General features: G+C 51.5%; 16 protein-coding genes. All 16 read left to right on the forward strand.

The window, feature by feature from the left end; genetic code table 11:
- Positions 1–109 precede the first annotated feature (109 nt).
- The 16 genes from tsf to accA all read left to right on the forward strand — a co-directional run bounded on the left by tsf (position 110) and on the right by accA (position 18585).
- Positions 110–952, forward strand: coding sequence for a translation elongation factor Ts (gene tsf, locus ACQY6F_RS03165; RefSeq protein WP_428772129.1), 843 nt, complete (start codon positions 110–112; stop codon positions 950–952).
- A 154-nt stretch (positions 953–1106) separates the two neighbouring features.
- Positions 1107–1838, forward strand: coding sequence for a UMP kinase (gene pyrH / locus ACQY6F_RS03170; protein WP_428772130.1), 732 nt, complete (start codon positions 1107–1109; stop codon positions 1836–1838).
- A gap of 90 nt (positions 1839–1928) precedes the next feature.
- Positions 1929–2486 (forward strand): ribosome recycling factor, encoded by a 558-nt coding sequence (frr, locus tag ACQY6F_RS03175; RefSeq protein ID WP_428772131.1) that lies wholly within the window; start codon positions 1929–1931, stop codon positions 2484–2486.
- Between the two features lie 97 nt (positions 2487–2583).
- Positions 2584–3336 (forward strand): isoprenyl transferase, encoded by a 753-nt coding sequence (locus ACQY6F_RS03180; RefSeq protein WP_428772132.1) that lies wholly within the window; start codon positions 2584–2586, stop codon positions 3334–3336.
- A 16-nt stretch (positions 3337–3352) separates the two neighbouring features.
- On the forward strand, positions 3353–4195 hold the full coding sequence (locus ACQY6F_RS03185; RefSeq protein WP_428772133.1) for a phosphatidate cytidylyltransferase: 843 nt from the start codon (positions 3353–3355) through the stop codon (positions 4193–4195).
- A 48-nt stretch (positions 4196–4243) separates the two neighbouring features.
- Complete coding sequence (gene ispC / locus ACQY6F_RS03190; RefSeq protein ID WP_428772134.1) at positions 4244–5452, forward strand: 1-deoxy-D-xylulose-5-phosphate reductoisomerase; 1209 nt, start codon at positions 4244–4246, stop codon at positions 5450–5452.
- The gene (gene rseP / locus ACQY6F_RS03195) at positions 5449–6807 is read left to right on the forward strand and encodes a sigma E protease regulator RseP (RefSeq protein ID WP_428772135.1); all 1359 of its coding nucleotides are present in this window, start codon (positions 5449–5451) and stop codon (positions 6805–6807) included. Before ispC ends, rseP begins: the two co-directional genes overlap by 4 nt.
- Before the next feature lie 43 nt (positions 6808–6850).
- A complete protein-coding gene (bamA, locus tag ACQY6F_RS03200; protein ID WP_428772136.1) occupies positions 6851–9259 on the forward strand; it encodes an outer membrane protein assembly factor BamA in 2409 nt (802 codons plus the stop codon).
- A gap of 1 nt (position 9260) precedes the next feature.
- Positions 9261–9785, forward strand: coding sequence for an OmpH family outer membrane protein (locus ACQY6F_RS03205; RefSeq protein ID WP_428772137.1), 525 nt, complete (start codon positions 9261–9263; stop codon positions 9783–9785).
- A gap of 6 nt (positions 9786–9791) precedes the next feature.
- The gene (gene lpxD / locus ACQY6F_RS03210) at positions 9792–10811 is read left to right on the forward strand and encodes a UDP-3-O-(3-hydroxymyristoyl)glucosamine N-acyltransferase (RefSeq protein WP_428772138.1); all 1020 of its coding nucleotides are present in this window, start codon (positions 9792–9794) and stop codon (positions 10809–10811) included.
- Between the two features lie 92 nt (positions 10812–10903).
- Entirely contained in the window at positions 10904–11356 is a 453-nt protein-coding gene (fabZ, locus tag ACQY6F_RS03215; RefSeq protein WP_428772214.1) for a 3-hydroxyacyl-ACP dehydratase FabZ, read from the forward strand.
- A gap of 1 nt (position 11357) precedes the next feature.
- Positions 11358–12146 carry an acyl-ACP--UDP-N-acetylglucosamine O-acyltransferase gene (gene lpxA, locus ACQY6F_RS03220; protein WP_428772139.1) on the forward strand — a complete coding sequence of 263 codons (789 nt, stop codon included), beginning with the start codon at positions 11358–11360 and terminating at the stop codon, positions 12144–12146.
- A gap of 114 nt (positions 12147–12260) precedes the next feature.
- Positions 12261–13412 carry a lipid-A-disaccharide synthase gene (gene lpxB / locus ACQY6F_RS03225; RefSeq protein ID WP_428772140.1) on the forward strand — a complete coding sequence of 384 codons (1152 nt, stop codon included), beginning with the start codon at positions 12261–12263 and terminating at the stop codon, positions 13410–13412.
- Entirely contained in the window at positions 13409–14026 is a 618-nt protein-coding gene (gene rnhB / locus ACQY6F_RS03230) for a ribonuclease HII (protein WP_428772141.1), read from the forward strand. The genes lpxB and rnhB overlap by 4 nt, the downstream gene beginning before the upstream one ends.
- 77 nt (positions 14027–14103) lie before the next feature.
- The gene (dnaE, locus tag ACQY6F_RS03235) at positions 14104–17583 is read left to right on the forward strand and encodes a DNA polymerase III subunit alpha (RefSeq protein WP_428772142.1); all 3480 of its coding nucleotides are present in this window, start codon (positions 14104–14106) and stop codon (positions 17581–17583) included.
- Positions 17584–17625: 42 nt separating this feature from the next.
- Positions 17626–18585 carry an acetyl-CoA carboxylase carboxyl transferase subunit alpha gene (gene accA / locus ACQY6F_RS03240; RefSeq protein ID WP_428772143.1) on the forward strand — a complete coding sequence of 320 codons (960 nt, stop codon included), beginning with the start codon at positions 17626–17628 and terminating at the stop codon, positions 18583–18585.
- Positions 18586–18617 lie beyond the last annotated feature (32 nt).

The raw sequence follows: 18617 nt of genomic DNA on the forward strand, positions 1-18617 counted from the left end.
TTCGTGTTGAAGCCTAAATGTCATACGAACTGAGTTATAGTTAGTAACAGGGGCCGATAATGTAGGCCCCTGTTTTTTACCAAATTCAGAATTAACTGAGGAAAAGAGAATGGCTGTTACTGCTGCTCTGGTTAAAGAACTGCGCGACCGTACTGGCGCAGGTATGATGGAATGTAAGAAGGCGCTGGTTGAAACTAACGGCGACATCGAGCTGGCAATTGAAAACATGCGTAAAAGCGGCGCTGCTAAAGCGGCTAAAAAAGCGGGTAACGTTGCTGCTGAAGGCGCAATCATCATCAAAGATGCTGATGGTGTAGCTGCTCTGGTTGAAGTTAACTGCCAAACTGACTTCGTAGCTAAAGACGCTAACTTCACTGCATTCGCAGAAAAAGTAGCTGAAGAAGCGGCTGCTTCTAAAGCGACTGTTGAAGAGCTTCAAGCTAAATTCGAAGAAGAGCGTATCGCTCTGGTTGCGAAAATCGGTGAAAACATCAACATCCGTCGCGTTGAGTACGTAGAAGGCGCTGCTCTGGCTTCTTACCGTCACGGTGAGAAAATCGGTGTTGTTGTTGCCGGTGAAGGCGACGCAGAAACTCTGAAGCACGTTGCAATGCACGTTGCAGCTTCTCGTCCTGAGTACGTTAACCCAGAAGACGTACCAGCTGACGTAGTTGCTAAAGAAGAAGCGGTTCAGGTTGAAATCGCAATGAACGAAGGTAAGCCTGAAGAAATCGCTAAGAAGATGGTTGTTGGCCGCATGAAGAAATTCACCGGCGAAATCTCTCTGACTGGTCAAGCGTTCGTTATGGAACCTAAGAAATCTGTAGGCGAGATCCTGAAAGAGCGTGGCGCATCAGTTTCAAACTTTGTTCGTCTGGAAGTTGGTGAAGGCATCGACAAAGGCGAGCAAATGAGCTTCGCTGACGAAGTTGCAGCGGCGCAGAAAGGTTAATCTTTCGCAAAGTTGTTTACATATTAGACCGTGGCCTTGGCTGCGGTCTTTTTATGACTGGCTGAGCAAATTAGCCGTGATGCATAAAGACTGGTTATGTCTCAGCCTTTATTCATGACTGTTAATCATTAACTCTGTTTGGAAGGTAAACTCCATGACTACGAACCCTAAACCAGCTTATCAACGTATTCTATTGAAACTGAGTGGTGAAGCGCTGCAAGGCAATGAAGGTTTTGGTATTGACCCGGCGATTCTGGATCGCATGGCGCAAGAAGTAAAAGAACTGGTTGAACTGGGCGTTCAGGTGGGCGTGGTCATTGGTGGCGGCAACCTGTTCCGTGGGGCAGGCCTGGCTGAAGCCGGTATGAACCGTGTCGTCGGTGACCACATGGGGATGCTGGCCACTGTAATGAACGGGCTGGCGATGCGTGATGCGCTGCACCGTGCTTATGTCAATGCCCGCGTGATGTCGGCAATTCCGCTTAAAGGCGTGTGTGACGACTACAATTGGGCGGATGCGATTCGCGAATTGCGCCAGGGCCGCGTGGTGATTTTCTCTGCGGGCACAGGTAACCCATTCTTTACTACCGATTCTGCTGCGTGTCTGCGTGGCATCGAAATTGAAGCGGATGTGGTACTCAAAGCGACGAAAGTTGACGGTGTGTTCTCCGCAGATCCAGTAGCCAACCCAGACGCAGAGCTGTATGATAAGCTCACTTACAACGAAGTGCTGGACAAGGAGTTGAAAGTTATGGATTTGGCGGCCTTTACCCTGGCTCGTGATCATAAAATGCCAATCCGTGTTTTCAATATGAATAAGCCTGGCTCGTTACGTCGCGTGGTGATGGGTGAAGCAGAAGGCACCTTGATCAACAACGGCGAATAAGTTTACGACCCTGTGATACCGCATCGCAGGGTTAGCCGAACGTTTGGCTAAGACACCATTTTAAAAAGAATTGCTTATTAAGGTGATAATGTGATTAACGAAATCAAACAGAGCGCGCAAGAGCGCATGGACAAAAGTGTTGAAGCGCTGAAAAATACCCTGTCTAAAGTGCGTACCGGTCGTGCTCACCCAAGCCTGCTGTCAGGTATTAACGTGGAATACTACGGTGCAGCTACTCCGTTGAACCAGGTTGCTAACGTAGTGGCAGAAGACGCTCGTACCCTGGCAATTACTGTGTTTGATAAAGAGCTGGCACCTAAAGTTGAAAAAGCCATTATGCAGTCTGACCTGGGTCTGAACCCTATGTCTGCTGGTACCGTCATTCGTGTGCCACTGCCTCCGCTGACAGAAGAACGTCGTAAGGACCTGGTTAAAATCGTCCGTGGTGAAGCCGAAAGCGGTCGTGTGGCGATCCGTAATATCCGTCGTGACGCCAACAGCGATCTGAAAGCCTTGTTGAAAGATAAAGAAATTTCAGAAGACGAAGACCGTAAAGCTCAAGACGAAATTCAAAAGATCACCGATGCTGCAGTCAAGAAAGTTGACGAAGCATTGGCTGCGAAAGAAAAAGAGTTGATGGAAGTCTAATTCCTTTTAATCTCTGCTTAATCTAAGCGCTGTGCTGACAGCACAGCGTTTTTTTATGCTACTCTTTGTCCCCTGTTTGTAATCTCCCATACCTCTTATGCAAAATTCTCTACTGTCTCCACAAGTGTTGCCAAAACATATCGCGATTATCATGGATGGCAATGGCCGTTGGGCTAAAGCGCAGGGTAAACCGCGGGTCTTTGGTCATAAACATGGCGTGGCTGCGGTACGAAAAACCATTTCCAGCGCCGCCAAGTTAGGCATTCAAGCGGTCACACTGTTTGCGTTCAGCAGTGAAAACTGGCGTCGTCCTGAAGAAGAAGTCGGTATGCTGATGGAGCTGTTTATTACAGTACTATCCAGCGAAGTGAAACGACTGGATAAAAATAATCTGCGTTTGAGAGTGATAGGCGACACTGCTCGTTTTAGTCAGCGATTACGTAACAAAATTGCTCAGGCAGAGCAAAAAACCGCCACTAATACCGGCATGGTGGTGAACATCGCCGCCAACTACGGTGGTAAATGGGATATTACTCAGGCCACACAACAAATAGCGGCCAAAGTGAAGTCTGGTGAGATTGAACCCGGCGCTATCGATGAGGCGCTTATTACTCAGCACCTGACCATGGCAGATCTTCCGGAGGTCGATCTGCTGATCCGGACCAGTGGCGAAAGTCGCATCAGCAATTTCATGTTGTGGCAATTAGCCTATGCTGAGATGTACTTTACCCCAACCCTGTGGCCCGATTTTAATCAGGAAGCCCTGATTGAAGCCGTGACTTGGTATGTCAACCGGGAGCGTCGGTTCGGTTGTACCGGAGAACAGATAAAAACCCTGATGGAAGAATAAAAAAGGATTCTCTAGTTTGAAGCAAAGAATTATCACCGCGTTGATTCTGGCACCGCTTGTCATTCTCGCTATCTTTGAACTGCCAATGGCTTGGTTTAGTGCCACTCTGGCGATGGTTACCTTATTGGGTTTCTGGGAGTGGACCCAATTTGTCGATAGCCAGTCCCGGCTGCTGGCATTGTTGCCCGCGGTGCTGGTTGGAGCGTTAAGCGTCGCATTAATGTCTTTGGATACTGCCGCAGAGACGCTGGTGCAGCCTGGTCACTGGATAGTATTACTGATTGGTGCAGCCTGGTGGGCGATATCCAGTTTACTGGCGATTTCATACCCTAAGTCCAGCCAGTACTGGCAGCATTCTAAGTTACTGAAGCAGTTATTTGGCCTGCTTACGCTATTGCCGTTTTTCTGGAGTGTTTTACTGCTGCGTGCCGAAGGTTTCGACAGCGATCCGTATCACGGCGCAAAACTGGTACTGTTTGTCTGCCTGATCGTCTGGGCCGCCGACAGCGGAGCGTACTTCGCCGGTAAGACGCTGGGTAAACGCAAGATGGCTCCGCAGGTCAGCCCCAACAAAACGATTGAAGGGCTTATTGGCGGTGTCATTGCGGCTATTTTGGTCGCGCTGCTGTTTGCAGATTGGTTTAATATTCATTTCTCCAGTTCGCTGGTGATGATCATCAGTACACTGATCACTGTAGTGGTGTCGGTGATGGGAGATTTGGTGGAGAGTATGTTTAAACGGGAATCCGGTATAAAAGACAGCAGTAATATTATTCCGGGTCATGGTGGCGTCTTAGACAGAATCGATAGCCTGACCGCGGCCTTCCCCGTCTTCACCTTGCTGTATTTGGTATTTTAAAAATGTTGGGCAAGCCTAGGCTTGCCCAAATTGTCATGGTCCTTTGCTATGCGTAAGTTAACAATTCTCGGTGCGACCGGCTCGATAGGAGCCAGCACTCTACGAGTGGTCGAACAGAACCCGGATAAGTTTCAGGTAGTTGCATTAGCTGCCGGCAGTAATGTCGATAAAATGTACCAGTTGTGCCTGCAGTGGCAGCCTCAATATGCGGTGATGGCCGATAAGGATGCTGCGCAGGATCTACAGCAGCGACTGGGTGCACTAGCGCAATCTGTCAAAGTGTTGGCTGGCGTGGACGCGATGTGCCACGTGGCTGAATTCAATGAAGTTGACACAGTAATGGCAGCAGTGGTTGGTGCTGCAGGCTTGTTGCCAACCATGGCGGCGGTGAAAGCCGGTAAGCGAGTGCTGCTGGCAAATAAGGAAGCACTGGTGATGTCCGGTCAGCTGTTTATGGACGCAGTGCAGCAGCATGGCGCAGAGCTGATGCCGGTCGACAGTGAACACAATGCGATCTTCCAGTGTCTGCCGGAAACCATTCAGACCCGCCTGGGTCACTGTGATTTAGCCGGCCATGGTATAGAACATATTCTACTGACCGGTTCCGGCGGTCCATTTCGTTACAGCGATATCGCCCAGCTCGACAGTGTCACCCCCGAGCAGGCGATCGCCCATCCTAACTGGTCGATGGGGCCCAAGATATCCGTCGACTCGGCCACCATGATGAACAAAGGGCTGGAATACATCGAAGCCCGCTGGTTGTTTAATACCAGCAAAACCCAGCTCAAGGTGTTGATCCACCCCCAGTCAGTGATCCACTCCATGGTCCAGTACCAGGACGGTTCTGTGATTGCCCAGTTGGGGGAACCGGATATGGCGACGCCGATCGCGCTGACCATGTCTTATCCTGAACGTATTCAGTCCGGTGTGGCAGCGTTGGACTTTACCAAACTGGCTCAGCTGACTTTCCTCGATGTGGACTTTGCCCGTTACCCTTGCCTCAGACTGGCTATGGATGCCTGTTATGAAGGCCAGCACGCCACGACGTCCCTCAATGCGGCGAATGAAGTCGCCGTTGCGGCATTTCTCAACCGACAGCTGGGTTTTACAGAGATTGCTAAACTTAATGAGAAAGTTGTTAATAGCGTTTGTGCCGAGCATAGTCAACGTCAGGTCTATGACTTGGAAAGCCTGCTTGAGGTGGATAAAATGGCTAGGAATATTGCCCAAGCATTGATAAGTGAGTGTTCACTATGACCGGTTTCTTGTGGAATTTCGCCGCATTCTTGATTGCATTAGGCCTGTTGGTGGCCGTACATGAATTCGGCCATTTCTGGGTCGCACGTCGCTGCGGCGTCAAAGTAGAGAAGTTTTCCATCGGCTTTGGTAAGTCGATCTGGAATCGTACCGGTAAAGACGGTACTGAATACAGTTTGTCGGTGATCCCGCTTGGTGGCTACGTTAAGATGCTTGATGGCCGGGAAGGCGAGGTCTCCCCGCAAGAACAGCAATTTGCGTTCGATAAAAAGCCGCTCTGGAAACGCACCGCCATAGTGGCGGCGGGGCCGGTATTTAATTTTCTGTTTGCGATCGTCGCGTACTGGCTGGTTTTTCTGATCGGTGTGCCGGCAGTCAAGCCGGTTATTGGCGAAGTGGCGCCTGCCTCTATTGCTGCCGAAGCCGGATTACAGCCCGGGATGGAACTAAAGTCGATCGACGGCGTCAAAACACCGGACTGGGAATCGGTCAATATGGGGGTAATCGCCCATATAGGTGACCCGCAGATGCGCGTCACGGTAGCGCCGGTAGACGAATTCGGGATTGAGCAAACCAAAGTGATGAACTTGTCACAATGGCGTTTCGACCCGGAAAAAGAGTCAGCGTTTACTTCGCTGGGCTTTACTCCGTTTGCACCGGAAATCTCGACACGATTAATCAGTGTGGCTGATGGCTCTGCCGGTGAAGCGGCTGGGTTACAGGTCGGAGACCGGTTGATTGGCGCGTTCGATGATGAGATTACCAGCTGGAAGCAGGTGGTGGAATTAATTCAGACCCACCCGGAACAGTCGATACCCATGCAGGTTGAGCGCGATGGTGAAGTGTTAACCTTGACCCTGGTCCCTGGCTTACGTAATGGGCCGGATGGCAAGGTGATAGGATTTGCCGGAATCGCTCCTGAAGTCGCAGAATGGCCGCAAAGTTATCGATTCGAACTGCAATTTGGTGTATTTGAATCAATCGGAAAAGCGATAGATAAGACCGGCCAGGTGATTGGTTTGACCATCACAATGCTGAAAAAACTGATTGTTGGTGATGTCGGTTTAGATAATCTCAGTGGCCCGATTTCGATTGCCAAAGGAGCCGGAACGACCGCCGATTACGGCCTGGTCTATTTCCTCGGCTTCCTGGCATTGATCAGTGTTAATCTGGGTATCATCAACCTGGTACCTCTGCCGATGTTAGATGGCGGTCACCTGATGTTTTACGCGATAGAAGCCGTCATCAGGCGTCCGGTGCCTGATAAAATCCAGGAGATAGGCTATCGCATTGGTGGCGCGATAATTTTTTCTCTGATGTTGGTCGCACTGTTTAACGATTTCGCCCGCCTTTAAATAATAAGGCTCAAGGTAGAAGTAAGGAATAATTCAAACAAATATGGCAATGAAAAAAATTCTGCTCGCCACGCTACTAGCTTCGAGCTTTAGTGCCAATAGTGCTGAAAATTTTGTCGTTCAGGACATAAAGATCGAAGGCTTGCAGCGAGTAGCGCTGGGGGCTGCTTTGCTGAAAATGCCAGTTCGCATTGGTGACACAGTCGACAGCCAGGACGTGGCGGAAATCATTCGCGCCTTGTACGGGTCGGGTAACTTTGAAAATATTGAAGTGTTGCGAGATGGCGACGTACTGGTGGTTCAGGTGCAAGAGCGCCCAACCATCGCCAGTATCTCTTTTTCAGGTAACAAGGCAATCAAAGAAGAGCAGCTACAGCAGAACCTGGACGCTTCTGGCATTCGGGTTGGTGAAGCGCTCGACCGAACCAGTTTGTCGGGCATTGAAAAAGGCCTGGAAGACTTTTACTACAGCGTCGGTAAATACAACGCGACCGTGCAAGCTGTCGTGACTCCCTTACCGCGTAACCGTTCAGATTTGAAGTTTGTCTTTACCGAAGGCGTTTCGGCTAAGATCCAGCAGATCAATTTTATCGGTAACGAAGTGTTCAGCGACGAGCAGCTGCTGGATCGTTTTCAGCTGAATGTCGATGTTGCCTGGTGGAACTTCCTGTCTGATGACAAGTACCAGAAACAGGTGCTGGCTGGCGACATTGAAGCGCTGAAATCATTTTATCTGGATCGAGGCTATCTGAAGTTTCAGGTGCAATCGACCCAAGTATCTATCTCACCGGATAAGAAAGGCGTCTACATCACCCTCGGGGTAGATGAAGGCGAACCCTATACCGTCAAGGACGTTAAGTTCCGCGGTGATTTGATTGGTCAGCAGCAGCAATTTAACGAACTGGTGCCGTTTAAAGCCGGTGATACTTACAACGGTTCGTCAGTGACCCAGTTGGAAGAAGATATCAAGCGCATCCTGGGAGAAGCGGGCTACGCCTACCCAGAAGTTCGTACCTTCCCGGACTTTGACGATGAAAACCAACAGGTTTCGCTGGTGGTGAGTGTTGAGCCGGGCAACCGAATCTATGTACGGGATATTCGTTTCACCGGAAACAACAGCACTCGGGATGAAGTACTGCGTCGTGAACTGCGTCAGATGGAAGGGAGCTGGTTGAACTCCAAATCCATCGATACCGGTAAAGAGCGACTGGACAGGCTTGGTTTCTTCGAGACGGTTGATGTACAGACAGTGCGAGTACCAGGCAGCGAAGACCAGGTGGATCTGGTCTATAACGTTAAAGAAGCCAACTCAGGTAGCGTTAACTTCGGTGTCGGTTATGGTACCGAATCGGGTCTGAGTTTCCAGGTGGGATTGCAGCAGGATAACTTTGTCGGTTCTGGTAATCGGGTCGGTATCAGCGCCATGACCAACAAATACCAGAAGAACATCAGTCTGGATTATCGTGATCCTTACTGGACCATCGATGGTGTCAGTCTGGGTGGTAAAGTGTTCTACAACGAATTTGAAGCGAAGGAAGCCGGTATCGTTGACTATACCAATGAGAGTTACGGTACCAGTCTGACCTGGGGTTTCCCGTTCGATGAACTTAACCGGTTCGATTTCGGCGTAGGTTATACACACAACGATATCGGTAACCTGAAACCGTATCAGCAGATTGAAAAATTCCTCTGTAGTGTGAACCGCTGTGGGGCCAGTGATGTCATAACCAATGAGTTCGATATTAACCTGTCCTGGACACGTAACAATCTGAACCGTGGTATTTTCCCAACCGCTGGTAATTACCAGTCTGCGTACTACAAAATGACGGTACCCGGATCTGATGTACAGTACTTCAAAATGCAGTACGACGTGCGTCAGTACTTCCCGGTAACGGAAAGCCATGACTTTGCCTTGCTGCTACGTGGCCGTCTGGGCTACGGTAACGGCTATGGCAAAACTGACGGCAATGACAACCTGTTGCCGTTTTATGAAAACTTTTATGCCGGTGGTTTCACCACGCTGCGAGGCTTCCGCTCCAACACGGCGGGTCCTAAAGCGGTGTATCGTGATTACTCAGGTTCAAACAATGGCGTCGATACTGCGACCAAAGATTCGGTTGGTGGTAATGCGATCTGGCTGACCAGCATGGAGCTGATCATTCCAACGCCATTTGCAGCGGAAGAATTCCGTCGTCAGATCCGCACCAGTCTGTTCGTTGACGCCGCCAGCGTGTTCGATACCGAATTTGATTATCGCGAATCTGGTGCGGCTTATGGCCAGCAATATTATTACGATTACTCGGATCCGACTAATTTCCGGGCATCGGCCGGTGTGGCGTTGCAGTGGATGTCACCGATGGGACCTTTGGTGTTCTCACTGTCGAGACCGATCAAGAAATTTGAAGGTGACGAAGAAGAATTCTTCACATTCACCATCGGCCAAACTTTCTAGTATGAGGAACAAACTTGTGAATAAATTTCTTAAAGCTGCCGGTCTTAGCCTGGCTGTACTGAGCTCTTCTATGATGGCGACTGCGGCCAATGCAGCGCAGAATGTCGGCTATATCAACACTGCTCAGGTATTCCAGACCTTACCTCAGCGTGAAGTCGTGCTGCAGAAAATGCAGGAAGACTTTAAAGACAAGGCAGCGGAAATTCAGAAAATTCAGGCCAACGCTCAGCAAAAAATTGAAAAGCTGCAGCGTGACGGCGAGCTACTGGGCCCTGAAGAAGTTGAAAAACTGCGTATTGAAATCGGTGAACTGGACAGCAAGTACAAAGTGAAAGCACAAGCATTTGAAAAAGCGCGTGCTCGTCGTGAAGCGGAAGAGCAGCAGAAGCTGTTTGCGCTTATCCAGGACGCTGTGAAAAAAGTTGCTGAGCGCGAAGGCTATGACATGATCGTAGACACTCAGGCGATGCAATACGGCAAACCAGAAGACAATATCTCTGAACTAGTAATCAAAGAATTAAAATAATTGACCATGGCAGTACTGACCTTAGCCGAACTGGCTACCATTACCGGCGGAGAGCTGTTTGGCGATCCTGAAGCGACCGTAAACCAAGTCGCACCTATGGATAAAGCTCAAACAGGTGATGTTACCTTTTTGTCCAACCCAAAATACGTCAAGCATCTTGACCAGTGCCGCGCCAGCGTGGTGATGATCAAGGCTGACCAGCGTGAATTTTGTCAGGGCAATGTCCTGGTGGTAAAAGACCCTTATGTGGCTTTTGCCAAGGTTGCACAGGCGCTGGACACCACACCAAGCCCGGCGCAGCAGATCGCCCCTTCGGCGGTGATCGCGGCTGACGCGGTGCTGGGGGAAAACGTCGCCATCGGCGCCAATGCGGTGATCGAGTCAGGGGTAACCCTGGGGGACAACGTGGTCGTCGGTGCTGGCTGTTTTATCGGTAAACAGGCCACTATTGGTGCCAACACTAAACTGTGGGCGAACGTCAGTGTCTATCATCAGGTACAAATTGGCAGCGACTGTTTAGTGCAGGCCAACGCTGTGATCGGTTCGGACGGTTTCGGTTACGCCAATGAGCAGGGCGAGTGGATTAAAATTCCCCAGATCGGCAGCGTCCGGATCGGTAACCGGGTTGAAATCGGCGCTTGTACCACTATCGATCGCGGCGCTCTCGACGATACGGTGATCGAAGACAATGTAATCATCGACAACCAGTTGCAAATCGCCCATAACGTGCACATCGGATATGGTAGCGCGCTCGCTGGAGGTACAATCATCGCCGGCAGTACCCGGATCGGTAAGTACTGCATAATTGGCGGAGCGACCGTAATTAATGGTCACATCGAAATCGCCGACGGTGTCACCATAACCGGAATGGGAATGGTGATGCGCAGCATCGAAGAAAAAGGCGTCTACTCTTCGGGGATCCCACTCCAGACCAACAAAGAGTGGCGAAAAACCGCCACCCGTGTTCATCGCATTGACGAGATGAACAAACGCCTGAAAGCGGTCGAGAAGAAGCTGGAATCTTAATTCCAGATTTGTTGCCAAGACTCGCGCCGTGCGAGTCTTTTTCTTCTATAATGCGCGCAATATTAATTTTGAAAGACGATAGGAATATGACTTTGACTACTGACAAGAAAACGATGGATATCACTGAAATTCAGGAACTGCTGCCGCATCGCTACCCGTTCCTGTTGATCGATCGTGTGACTGATTTTCAGGAAGAAAAATACCTGAAAGCGATCAAAAACGTATCTGTCAATGAGCCTCAGTTCACCGGTCATTTCCCGCAACTACCGGTTTTTCCGGGGGTGCTGATTCTGGAAGCGATGGCTCAGGCGACCGGCCTGCTGGCATTTAAGTCTTTCGGTGCCCCGACGGAAAACGAACTATACTATTTCGCTAGTGTAGACGGCGCGAAATTCCGTAAGCCAGTGACACCAGGCGATCAACTGATCATTGAAGTAGAATTTATCAAAGAGCGTCGTGGTATCGCCGCATTCAACGGCGTTGCAAAAGTTGATGGCGAAGTGGTGTGCTCCGCCGAACTGAAATGTGCTCGTCGAGAGTTTTAATATGATTCATGAAACGGCTCAAATCCACCCGAGTGCGGTGGTGGAAGAAGGGGCGGTTATTGGTGCTAATGTCACCGTCGGCCCGTTCAGCTACATTACCGGCAACGTAGAGATCGGTGCCGGAACGGAAGTGATGTCGCACGTGGTGATCAAAGGACATACGGTGATCGGCTGCGATAACCGCATCTTCCCGTTTGCCATTGTCGGTGAAGAGAACCAGGACAAGAAATACGGCGGCGAAGATACCAAGGTGATCATCGGCGATCGTAACGTCATTCGCGAGAGCGTGCAGATCCATCGCGGCACCGTGCAGGACAAAGCTCAAACCGTAATTGGTGATGACAACCTGCTGTGTGTTAACGCTCATATTGCCCACGATGTTATTGTCGGCAACCACACCCACATCGGTAATAACTCGATTCTGGGCGGTCATGTGACGGTGGAAGATCACGCGGGTGTGATGGCGTTGTCGGCCATTCATCCATTCTGTACCGTAGGCGCGTTCGCTTACATCGGCGGCTGCTCTGCCGTTGTGCAGGATGTACCGCCTTACGTGTTGGCGCAAGGTAACCATGCCACACCATTTGGTCTCAACCTGGTTGGCCTGCAGCGCAACGGATTTGAGAAACCGGAATTACGCGCGCTGCGTAAAGCCTATAAAGAGATCTACCGCTCCGGGAATACCATGGCCGAAGTGCTGCCGGTATTGAAACAGATGGCGCAAGAGTGGCCGTCTGTTGGTCGCTTTGTCGACATGCTGGAGAACTCCGAGCGTGGCATTATCCGTTAATTTTTGGCGGTAACGAGTGTGTAAAAGATCGCTTCCTTTCGGGGCGATCTTTTTCTGTTTTATCACCGGCCTGAGAGCATCATCAGACTGCTCAATCAACACAGAGAACTAGCTATGCAGAAACCACTACGAATTGGCATTGTCGTCGGAGAGCTGTCCGGTGATACACTCGGGGAAGGGCTGATTAAAGCTATCCGTCAGCGTTACCCCGATGCGGAATTCGTCGGCATCGGCGGGCCGAAAATGCAGGCGCTGGGCTGTCAGTCGCTGTTCGATATGGAAGAGCTGGCGGTGATGGGGTTAGTCGAAGTATTGGGTCGGCTGCCGCGGCTGTTGAAAGTCAAAGCGGAGCTGGTGGCCCACTTTACCCGTCAGCCGCCGGATGTGTTTATCGGCATTGATGCGCCGGATTTCAATTTGCGCCTGGAGCTCGACCTTAAACAGGCGGGGATTAAAACCGTTCATTATGTCAGCCCGTCAGTCTGGGCCTGGCGACAAAAACGAATTTTTAAAATTGCCGCCGCTACTAACCTGGTGCTGGCCTTCCTGCCGTTTGAAAAGGCCTTTTATGACCGGTTTAACGTGCCGTGCGAATTCGTCGGCCATACCCTGGCCGATGCTATCCCGCTCCAGTCTGACCAGGCTGAAGCGCAAGCCCGCTTAGGGCTGGATGGCAACAAGCGCTGGCTGGCCGTGCTGCCCGGTAGCCGGGGGGGAGAAATGAAACTGCTGGCGGAACCTTTTATCCGAACCTGCCAGAAATTGCAGCAGACCTACCCGGATTTAGGTTTTGTGGTGGCTCTGGTCAATCAGAAACGGCGGCAGCAGTTTGAACAAGTGTGGCAGGCGACGGCTCCGGAGCTTAACTTTGTGCTGGTGGACGATACCGCCCGCGACGTGATCAGCGCTTCGAGCGTGGTGATGCTCGCCTCGGGCACGGTGGCGCTGGAGTGCATGCTGCTCAAACGGCCGATGGTAGTGGGCTACAAAGTCAACGCCATCACCGCGTTTCTGGCCAAGCGGATGCTGAAAACCAAGTATGTTTCGCTGCCCAATATTCTGGCCGATGAGCCACTGGTCAAAGAGTTTCTGCAGGATGACTGCACGGTAGACAACCTGTATCAGGAAGTGTGTCATCTGCTCGAGGATGATATGAGCGCGATGATCGACAAGTTTACCGAAATGCATCACTGGATTCGTAAAAACGCCGACCAGCAAGCGGCCGATGCCGTGTTAAATCTGGTCGCAGAAGAGAAAACCGCATGAATAATAACAAAGCAGAACTGGCTCCTTTTGACTATCCGGTAGGCTATCAGCTGATCGCCGGTGTGGATGAAGTCGGCCGGGGGCCGCTAGTCGGTGATGTGGTGACTGCCGCAGTGATCCTGGATCCTAATCAGCCGATTGAAGGTTTAACTGATTCTAAAAAGCTGTCGGAAAAAAAACGTCTGGCACTGTTTCCTGAAATACAGGCCAAAGCGCTGGCCTGGTCGGTGGGCCGCTGCAGCCCTGCCGAGATCGATGAACTGAATATACTGCAGGCCACTATGGTCGCCATGCAGCGTGCGATCGCAGGCTTGTCCGTTCAGCCCGATCTGGCGCTGATCGACGGCAACCGGACCCCGCAACTGGCCATGGATGCCCATGCCGTAGTCAAAGGGGATTTGCGGGTGGCGGAAATCAGCGCCGCCTCCATCATCGCCAAGGTGGTGCGTGACCAGGAAATGAACCAGTTGGATGCACTGCATCCCCAGTATGGATTTGGCCAGCATAAAGGTTATCCAACCAAGGCGCATTTTGCCGCTATTGAGCAATATGGGGTGATCGAGCAGCATCGCAAAAGTTTCAAACCCGTTAAAAAAGTACTCGGCCTGGACTAGTTTCAAGCCTTTATTATCACGGTGATTCACGTAGAATGTGGACACTTAATACGGAATAGCCTCAACTGGATCCAAACATGTCTGACCCTAAGTTTATCCATCTGCGAGTCCATAGTGATTTTTCCATGATCGACGGCTTGTCCAAGGTGCCGCCGCTGGTCAAAAAAGTTGCGGAGATGGGTATGCCGGCGATGGCGTTGACGGATTTTACCAACCTGTGCGGACTGGTGAAATTTTATGGCACCGCCCATGGCTGCGGTATCAAACCCATCATTGGCGCCGATTTTGCTATGCAGTCGCCGGAGTTTGGCGACGATCTGACCCGCATCACCCTGCTGGCGGCAGACAATGCCGGTTATAAAAACCTGACTCTATTGATTTCCAGAGCGTATTTGCGTGGCCATGTGCAGCACCAACCGGTGATAGACAAACAGTGGCTGGCGGAGCATGCCGAGGGGCTGATCGTCCTGTCCGGCGGTAAAACCGGTGAAATCGGCAGGGCGCTGCTGAAGGGTAACCAGCAGCAGGTTGAGCAGTGTGTGCAGTTTTATCAGCACCATTTTGCCGACCGCTTTTATCTGGAATTGACCCGCACCGGTCGGCCGGATGAAGAGAGTTACCTCCACTTTGCCCTCGAACTGGCAGAGCAGGCTGATTTACCGGTTGTTGCGACCAACGAAGTGGTCTTTCTCAGCGAAGATCTGTTTGATGCCCACGAGATACGGGTCGCAATTCACGACGGTTACACCCTGGAAGACCCGCGCCGGCCAAAGCTCTACAGCCCTCAGCAATACCTGCGCAGCGAGCAGGAAATGTGCGAGTTGTTTGCCGACATTCCAGAAGCGCTGGAAAACAGCGTGGAAATTGCCAAGCGCTGTAACGTCACCGTGCGACTGGGCGAATACTTCCTGCCCAATTTCCCCACTGAGGGAATGAAAATCGAAGACTTCCTGGTGAAAAAGTCTCAGGAAGGGCTGGAAGACCGGCTGGAGTTCCTGTTCCCTGATGAAGAGGAGCGCGCCCGCCGCCGCCCGGAATACGACGAGCGGCTGGAGATCGAGCTGCAGGTCATCAACCAGATGGGCTTCCCGGGTTACTTCCTGATCGTGATGGAGTTTATCCAGTGGTCGAAAGACAACGACATTCCGGTTGGACCTGGGCGGGGCTCCGGTGCCGGCTCACTGGTGGCGTATGCACTCAAGATCACCGATCTGGATCCGCTCGAATATGACCTGCTGTTTGAACGTTTTTTGAACCCGGAACGGGTCTCCATGCCCGACTTTGACGTCGATTTCTGTATGGATAAGCGCGACCAGGTTATCGACCACGTGGCCGAGATGTACGGCCGGGATGCCGTATCCCAGATCATCACCTTCGGTACCATGGCGGCCAAAGCGGTCATCCGCGACGTCGGCCGGGTGCTGGGACATCCGTTTGGCTTTGTCGACCGGATCTCCAAACTGGTACCGGGCGATCCGGGTATGACGCTGGAAAAAGCCTTCAAGGCCGAACCGGCGCTGCCAGAACTGTATAACAACGATGAGGAAGTAAAAGAACTCATCGATATGTGCCGCATCCTGGAAGGCTGTACCCGTAACGCCGGTAAACACGCCGGCGGCGTGGTGATCTCACCGACCACCATCACCGACTTTGCGCCGATTTATGCCGATGCAGAAGGGCATTTCCCGGTTACCCAGTTTGACAAGAACGACGTCGAAACCGCCGGTCTGGTCAAATTTGACTTCTTGGGTCTGCGGACCCTAACCATCATCGACTGGGCATTGGGCCTTATCAACCCACGGCTGGAAAAACAGGGCGAGACGCCATTGCGTATCGAGGCGATTCCGCTCGATTGTAGCCAGTCGTTCCGGCTGCTGCAGAACTCTGAAACGACTGCGGTATTCCAGCTTGAATCCCGTGGCATGAAAGAACTGATCAAACGTCTGCAGCCGGACTGTTTCGAAGACATCATCGCCCTGGTGGCACTGTTTCGTCCCGGCCCGCTGCAATCGGGCATGGTGGACAACTTTATCGACCGGAAGCACGGCCGGGAAGCGATCTCTTACCCGGACGAAAAGTGGCAGCACGAGTCGCTGAAAGAAATTCTTGAACCCACCTACGGCATCATCCTCTATCAGGAGCAGGTGATGCAGATCGCCCAGGTGCTGGCCGGTTATACCCTGGGCGGCGCGGATATGCTGCGCCGGGCAATGGGTAAGAAAAAGCCGGAAGAAATGGCCAAGCAGCGCGCGATATTCCAGGACGGCGCTGAAAATAACGGCGTCGACGGCGAACTGGCGATGAAGATCTTCGACCTGGTGGAAAAGTTCGCCGGCTACGGCTTTAACAAATCTCACTCTGCGGCATACGCGCTGGTCTCTTACCAGACGTTGTGGCTGAAAACCCACTATCCGGCTGAGTTTATGGCCGCGGTGATGACCGCCGATATGGACAACACCGAGAAAGTGGTCGGTCTAATTGACGAATGTCTACGCATGCAACTGAAGGTGCTGCCGCCGGATATTAACGCTGGTCAGTATCGGTTCAACGTCGACGAAAGCGGCGCGATTGTCTATGGCATCGGTGCGATTAAAGGGGTTGGTGAAGGGCCGATTGAAGCGATACTAGAAGCGCGCAGCAAAGGGGGCCATTTCAAAGACCTGTTTGATTTCTGCGCCCGTATCGACCTGAAAAAAGTTAATAAGAGAGTCATCGAAAAGCTGATTTACGCCGGCGCATTAGATCGGCTAGGGCCGCACCGTGCGGCGATGATGGCCTCACTGGATGATGCAGTGAAAGCGGCCAGTCAGCACCACCAGGCGGAAGCATTCGGTCAGACGGATATGTTTGGTGTGCTCACGGCAGCCCCGGAAGAGGTGGAGCACCAATATACCAAGGTACCGGCCTGGCCAGAAAAAGTGTGGCTGGAAGGGGAACGTGATACCCTGGGCCTTTATTTGACCGGTCACCCGATAAATGCTTATTTAAAGGAACTGAACCACTATACCCGTTGTCGACTAAAAGATGCGTCACCAACCAGGCGTGACCAGTCGGTGACTTTAGCCGGGTTAGTCATCGCCGCCCGGGTTATGACCACCAAGCGCGGCACCCGGATTGGCATCATGACGTTGGATGATCGCAGTGGCCGAATCGAAGTGATGCTGTTTTCTGATGCGTTGGACCGATACGCCGAACTGGTCGAAAAAGACAAAATTTTGGTGGTTTCCGGACAGGTCAGCTTTGATGATTTCAACGGGGGTCTTAAAATGTCCGCGCGCGAGGTTATGGACCTGGGTAGCGCACGGGAAAAATATGCCCGGGGTCTCTCTGTTTCAATAGATGAATCACAGATCGATGACCAATTTTTTGAGCGCTTTAGTCAAATACTGGAGCCTCATCGAGCAGGCACTGTACCTGTCAATGTATACTACCAGCGCCGTGATGCCCGCGCGCGCCTGTCACTTGGTATCGAATGGCGAGTGACACCGAACGATACTTTAATCGACGATTTACAACAGCTACTTGGTAGTAACCAGGTAGAACTAGAATTTAACTGAACATTCGGCCGACAGAAGAGCCGAGTAGAAAAGGATCGATAGATGAGCCTAAATTTTCTGGAATTTGAAAAACCCATCGCCGAACTGGAAGCCAAAATAGAAGCACTTCGCGACGTATCACGTCACGGCGGCGACGCAGGGGTTGATCTGGCGAAAGAGATCGAACAGCTGGAATCCAAGAGTCTGGAACTGAAAAAGAAAATTTTCAGTGACCTGGATGCCTGGCAAACAGCTCAATTGGCACGCCATCCGCTCCGTCCATACACTCTGGACTACATTGAGCACGTGTTTACCGAATTCGACGAACTGGCGGGTGACCGCGCTTACGCGGACGATAAAGCCATCGTCGGCGGCATCGCACGTCTGGAAGGTCGTCCGGTGATGGTGATCGGTCATCAGAAAGGTCGTGAAACCAAAGAAAAAGTGAAACGTAACTTCGGTATGCCAAAGCCGGAAGGTTATCGTAAAGCGCTGCGTCTGATGGAGATGGCTGAGCGTTTTAATATGCCAATCATCACCTTTATCGACACTGCAGGTGCCTACCCAGGTGTCGGTGCCGAAGAGCGTGGTCAGTCTGAAGCGATTGCAAAAAACCTCAAAGTTATGTCTGGTCTGAAAGTACCGGTCATCTGTAACGTGGTCGGTGAAGGCGGCTCTGGTGGCGCACTGGCGATCGGTGTTGGCGACTACGTCAATATGCTGCAGTACTCTACTTACTCGGTAATTTCACCAGAAGGCTGCGCTTCTATCCTGTGGCGTGATTCTGACAAAGCACCGCAAGCCGCAGAAGCGATGGGCCTGGTGGCGCCTCGCCTGAAAGAGCTGGAGCTGATCGATGAAATCATCGAAGAGCCGTTAGGTGGTGCACACCGTAACTACGTTCAGGTTGCGGCGAACATGAAACAAACCCTGTTAAAACAGCTAGAAGATCTGGAAAACTTCAAAACAGAGGACCTGCTGGAGCGTCGCTATCAGCGTTTGTTGAGCTACGGCTACTGCTGATCAAGCATCTAAGTAGAACAGGTCGACCTTCA

This window comes from Vibrio sp. (assembly GCF_050299255.1).
Lineage (GTDB): Bacteria > Pseudomonadota > Gammaproteobacteria > Enterobacterales > Vibrionaceae > Vibrio.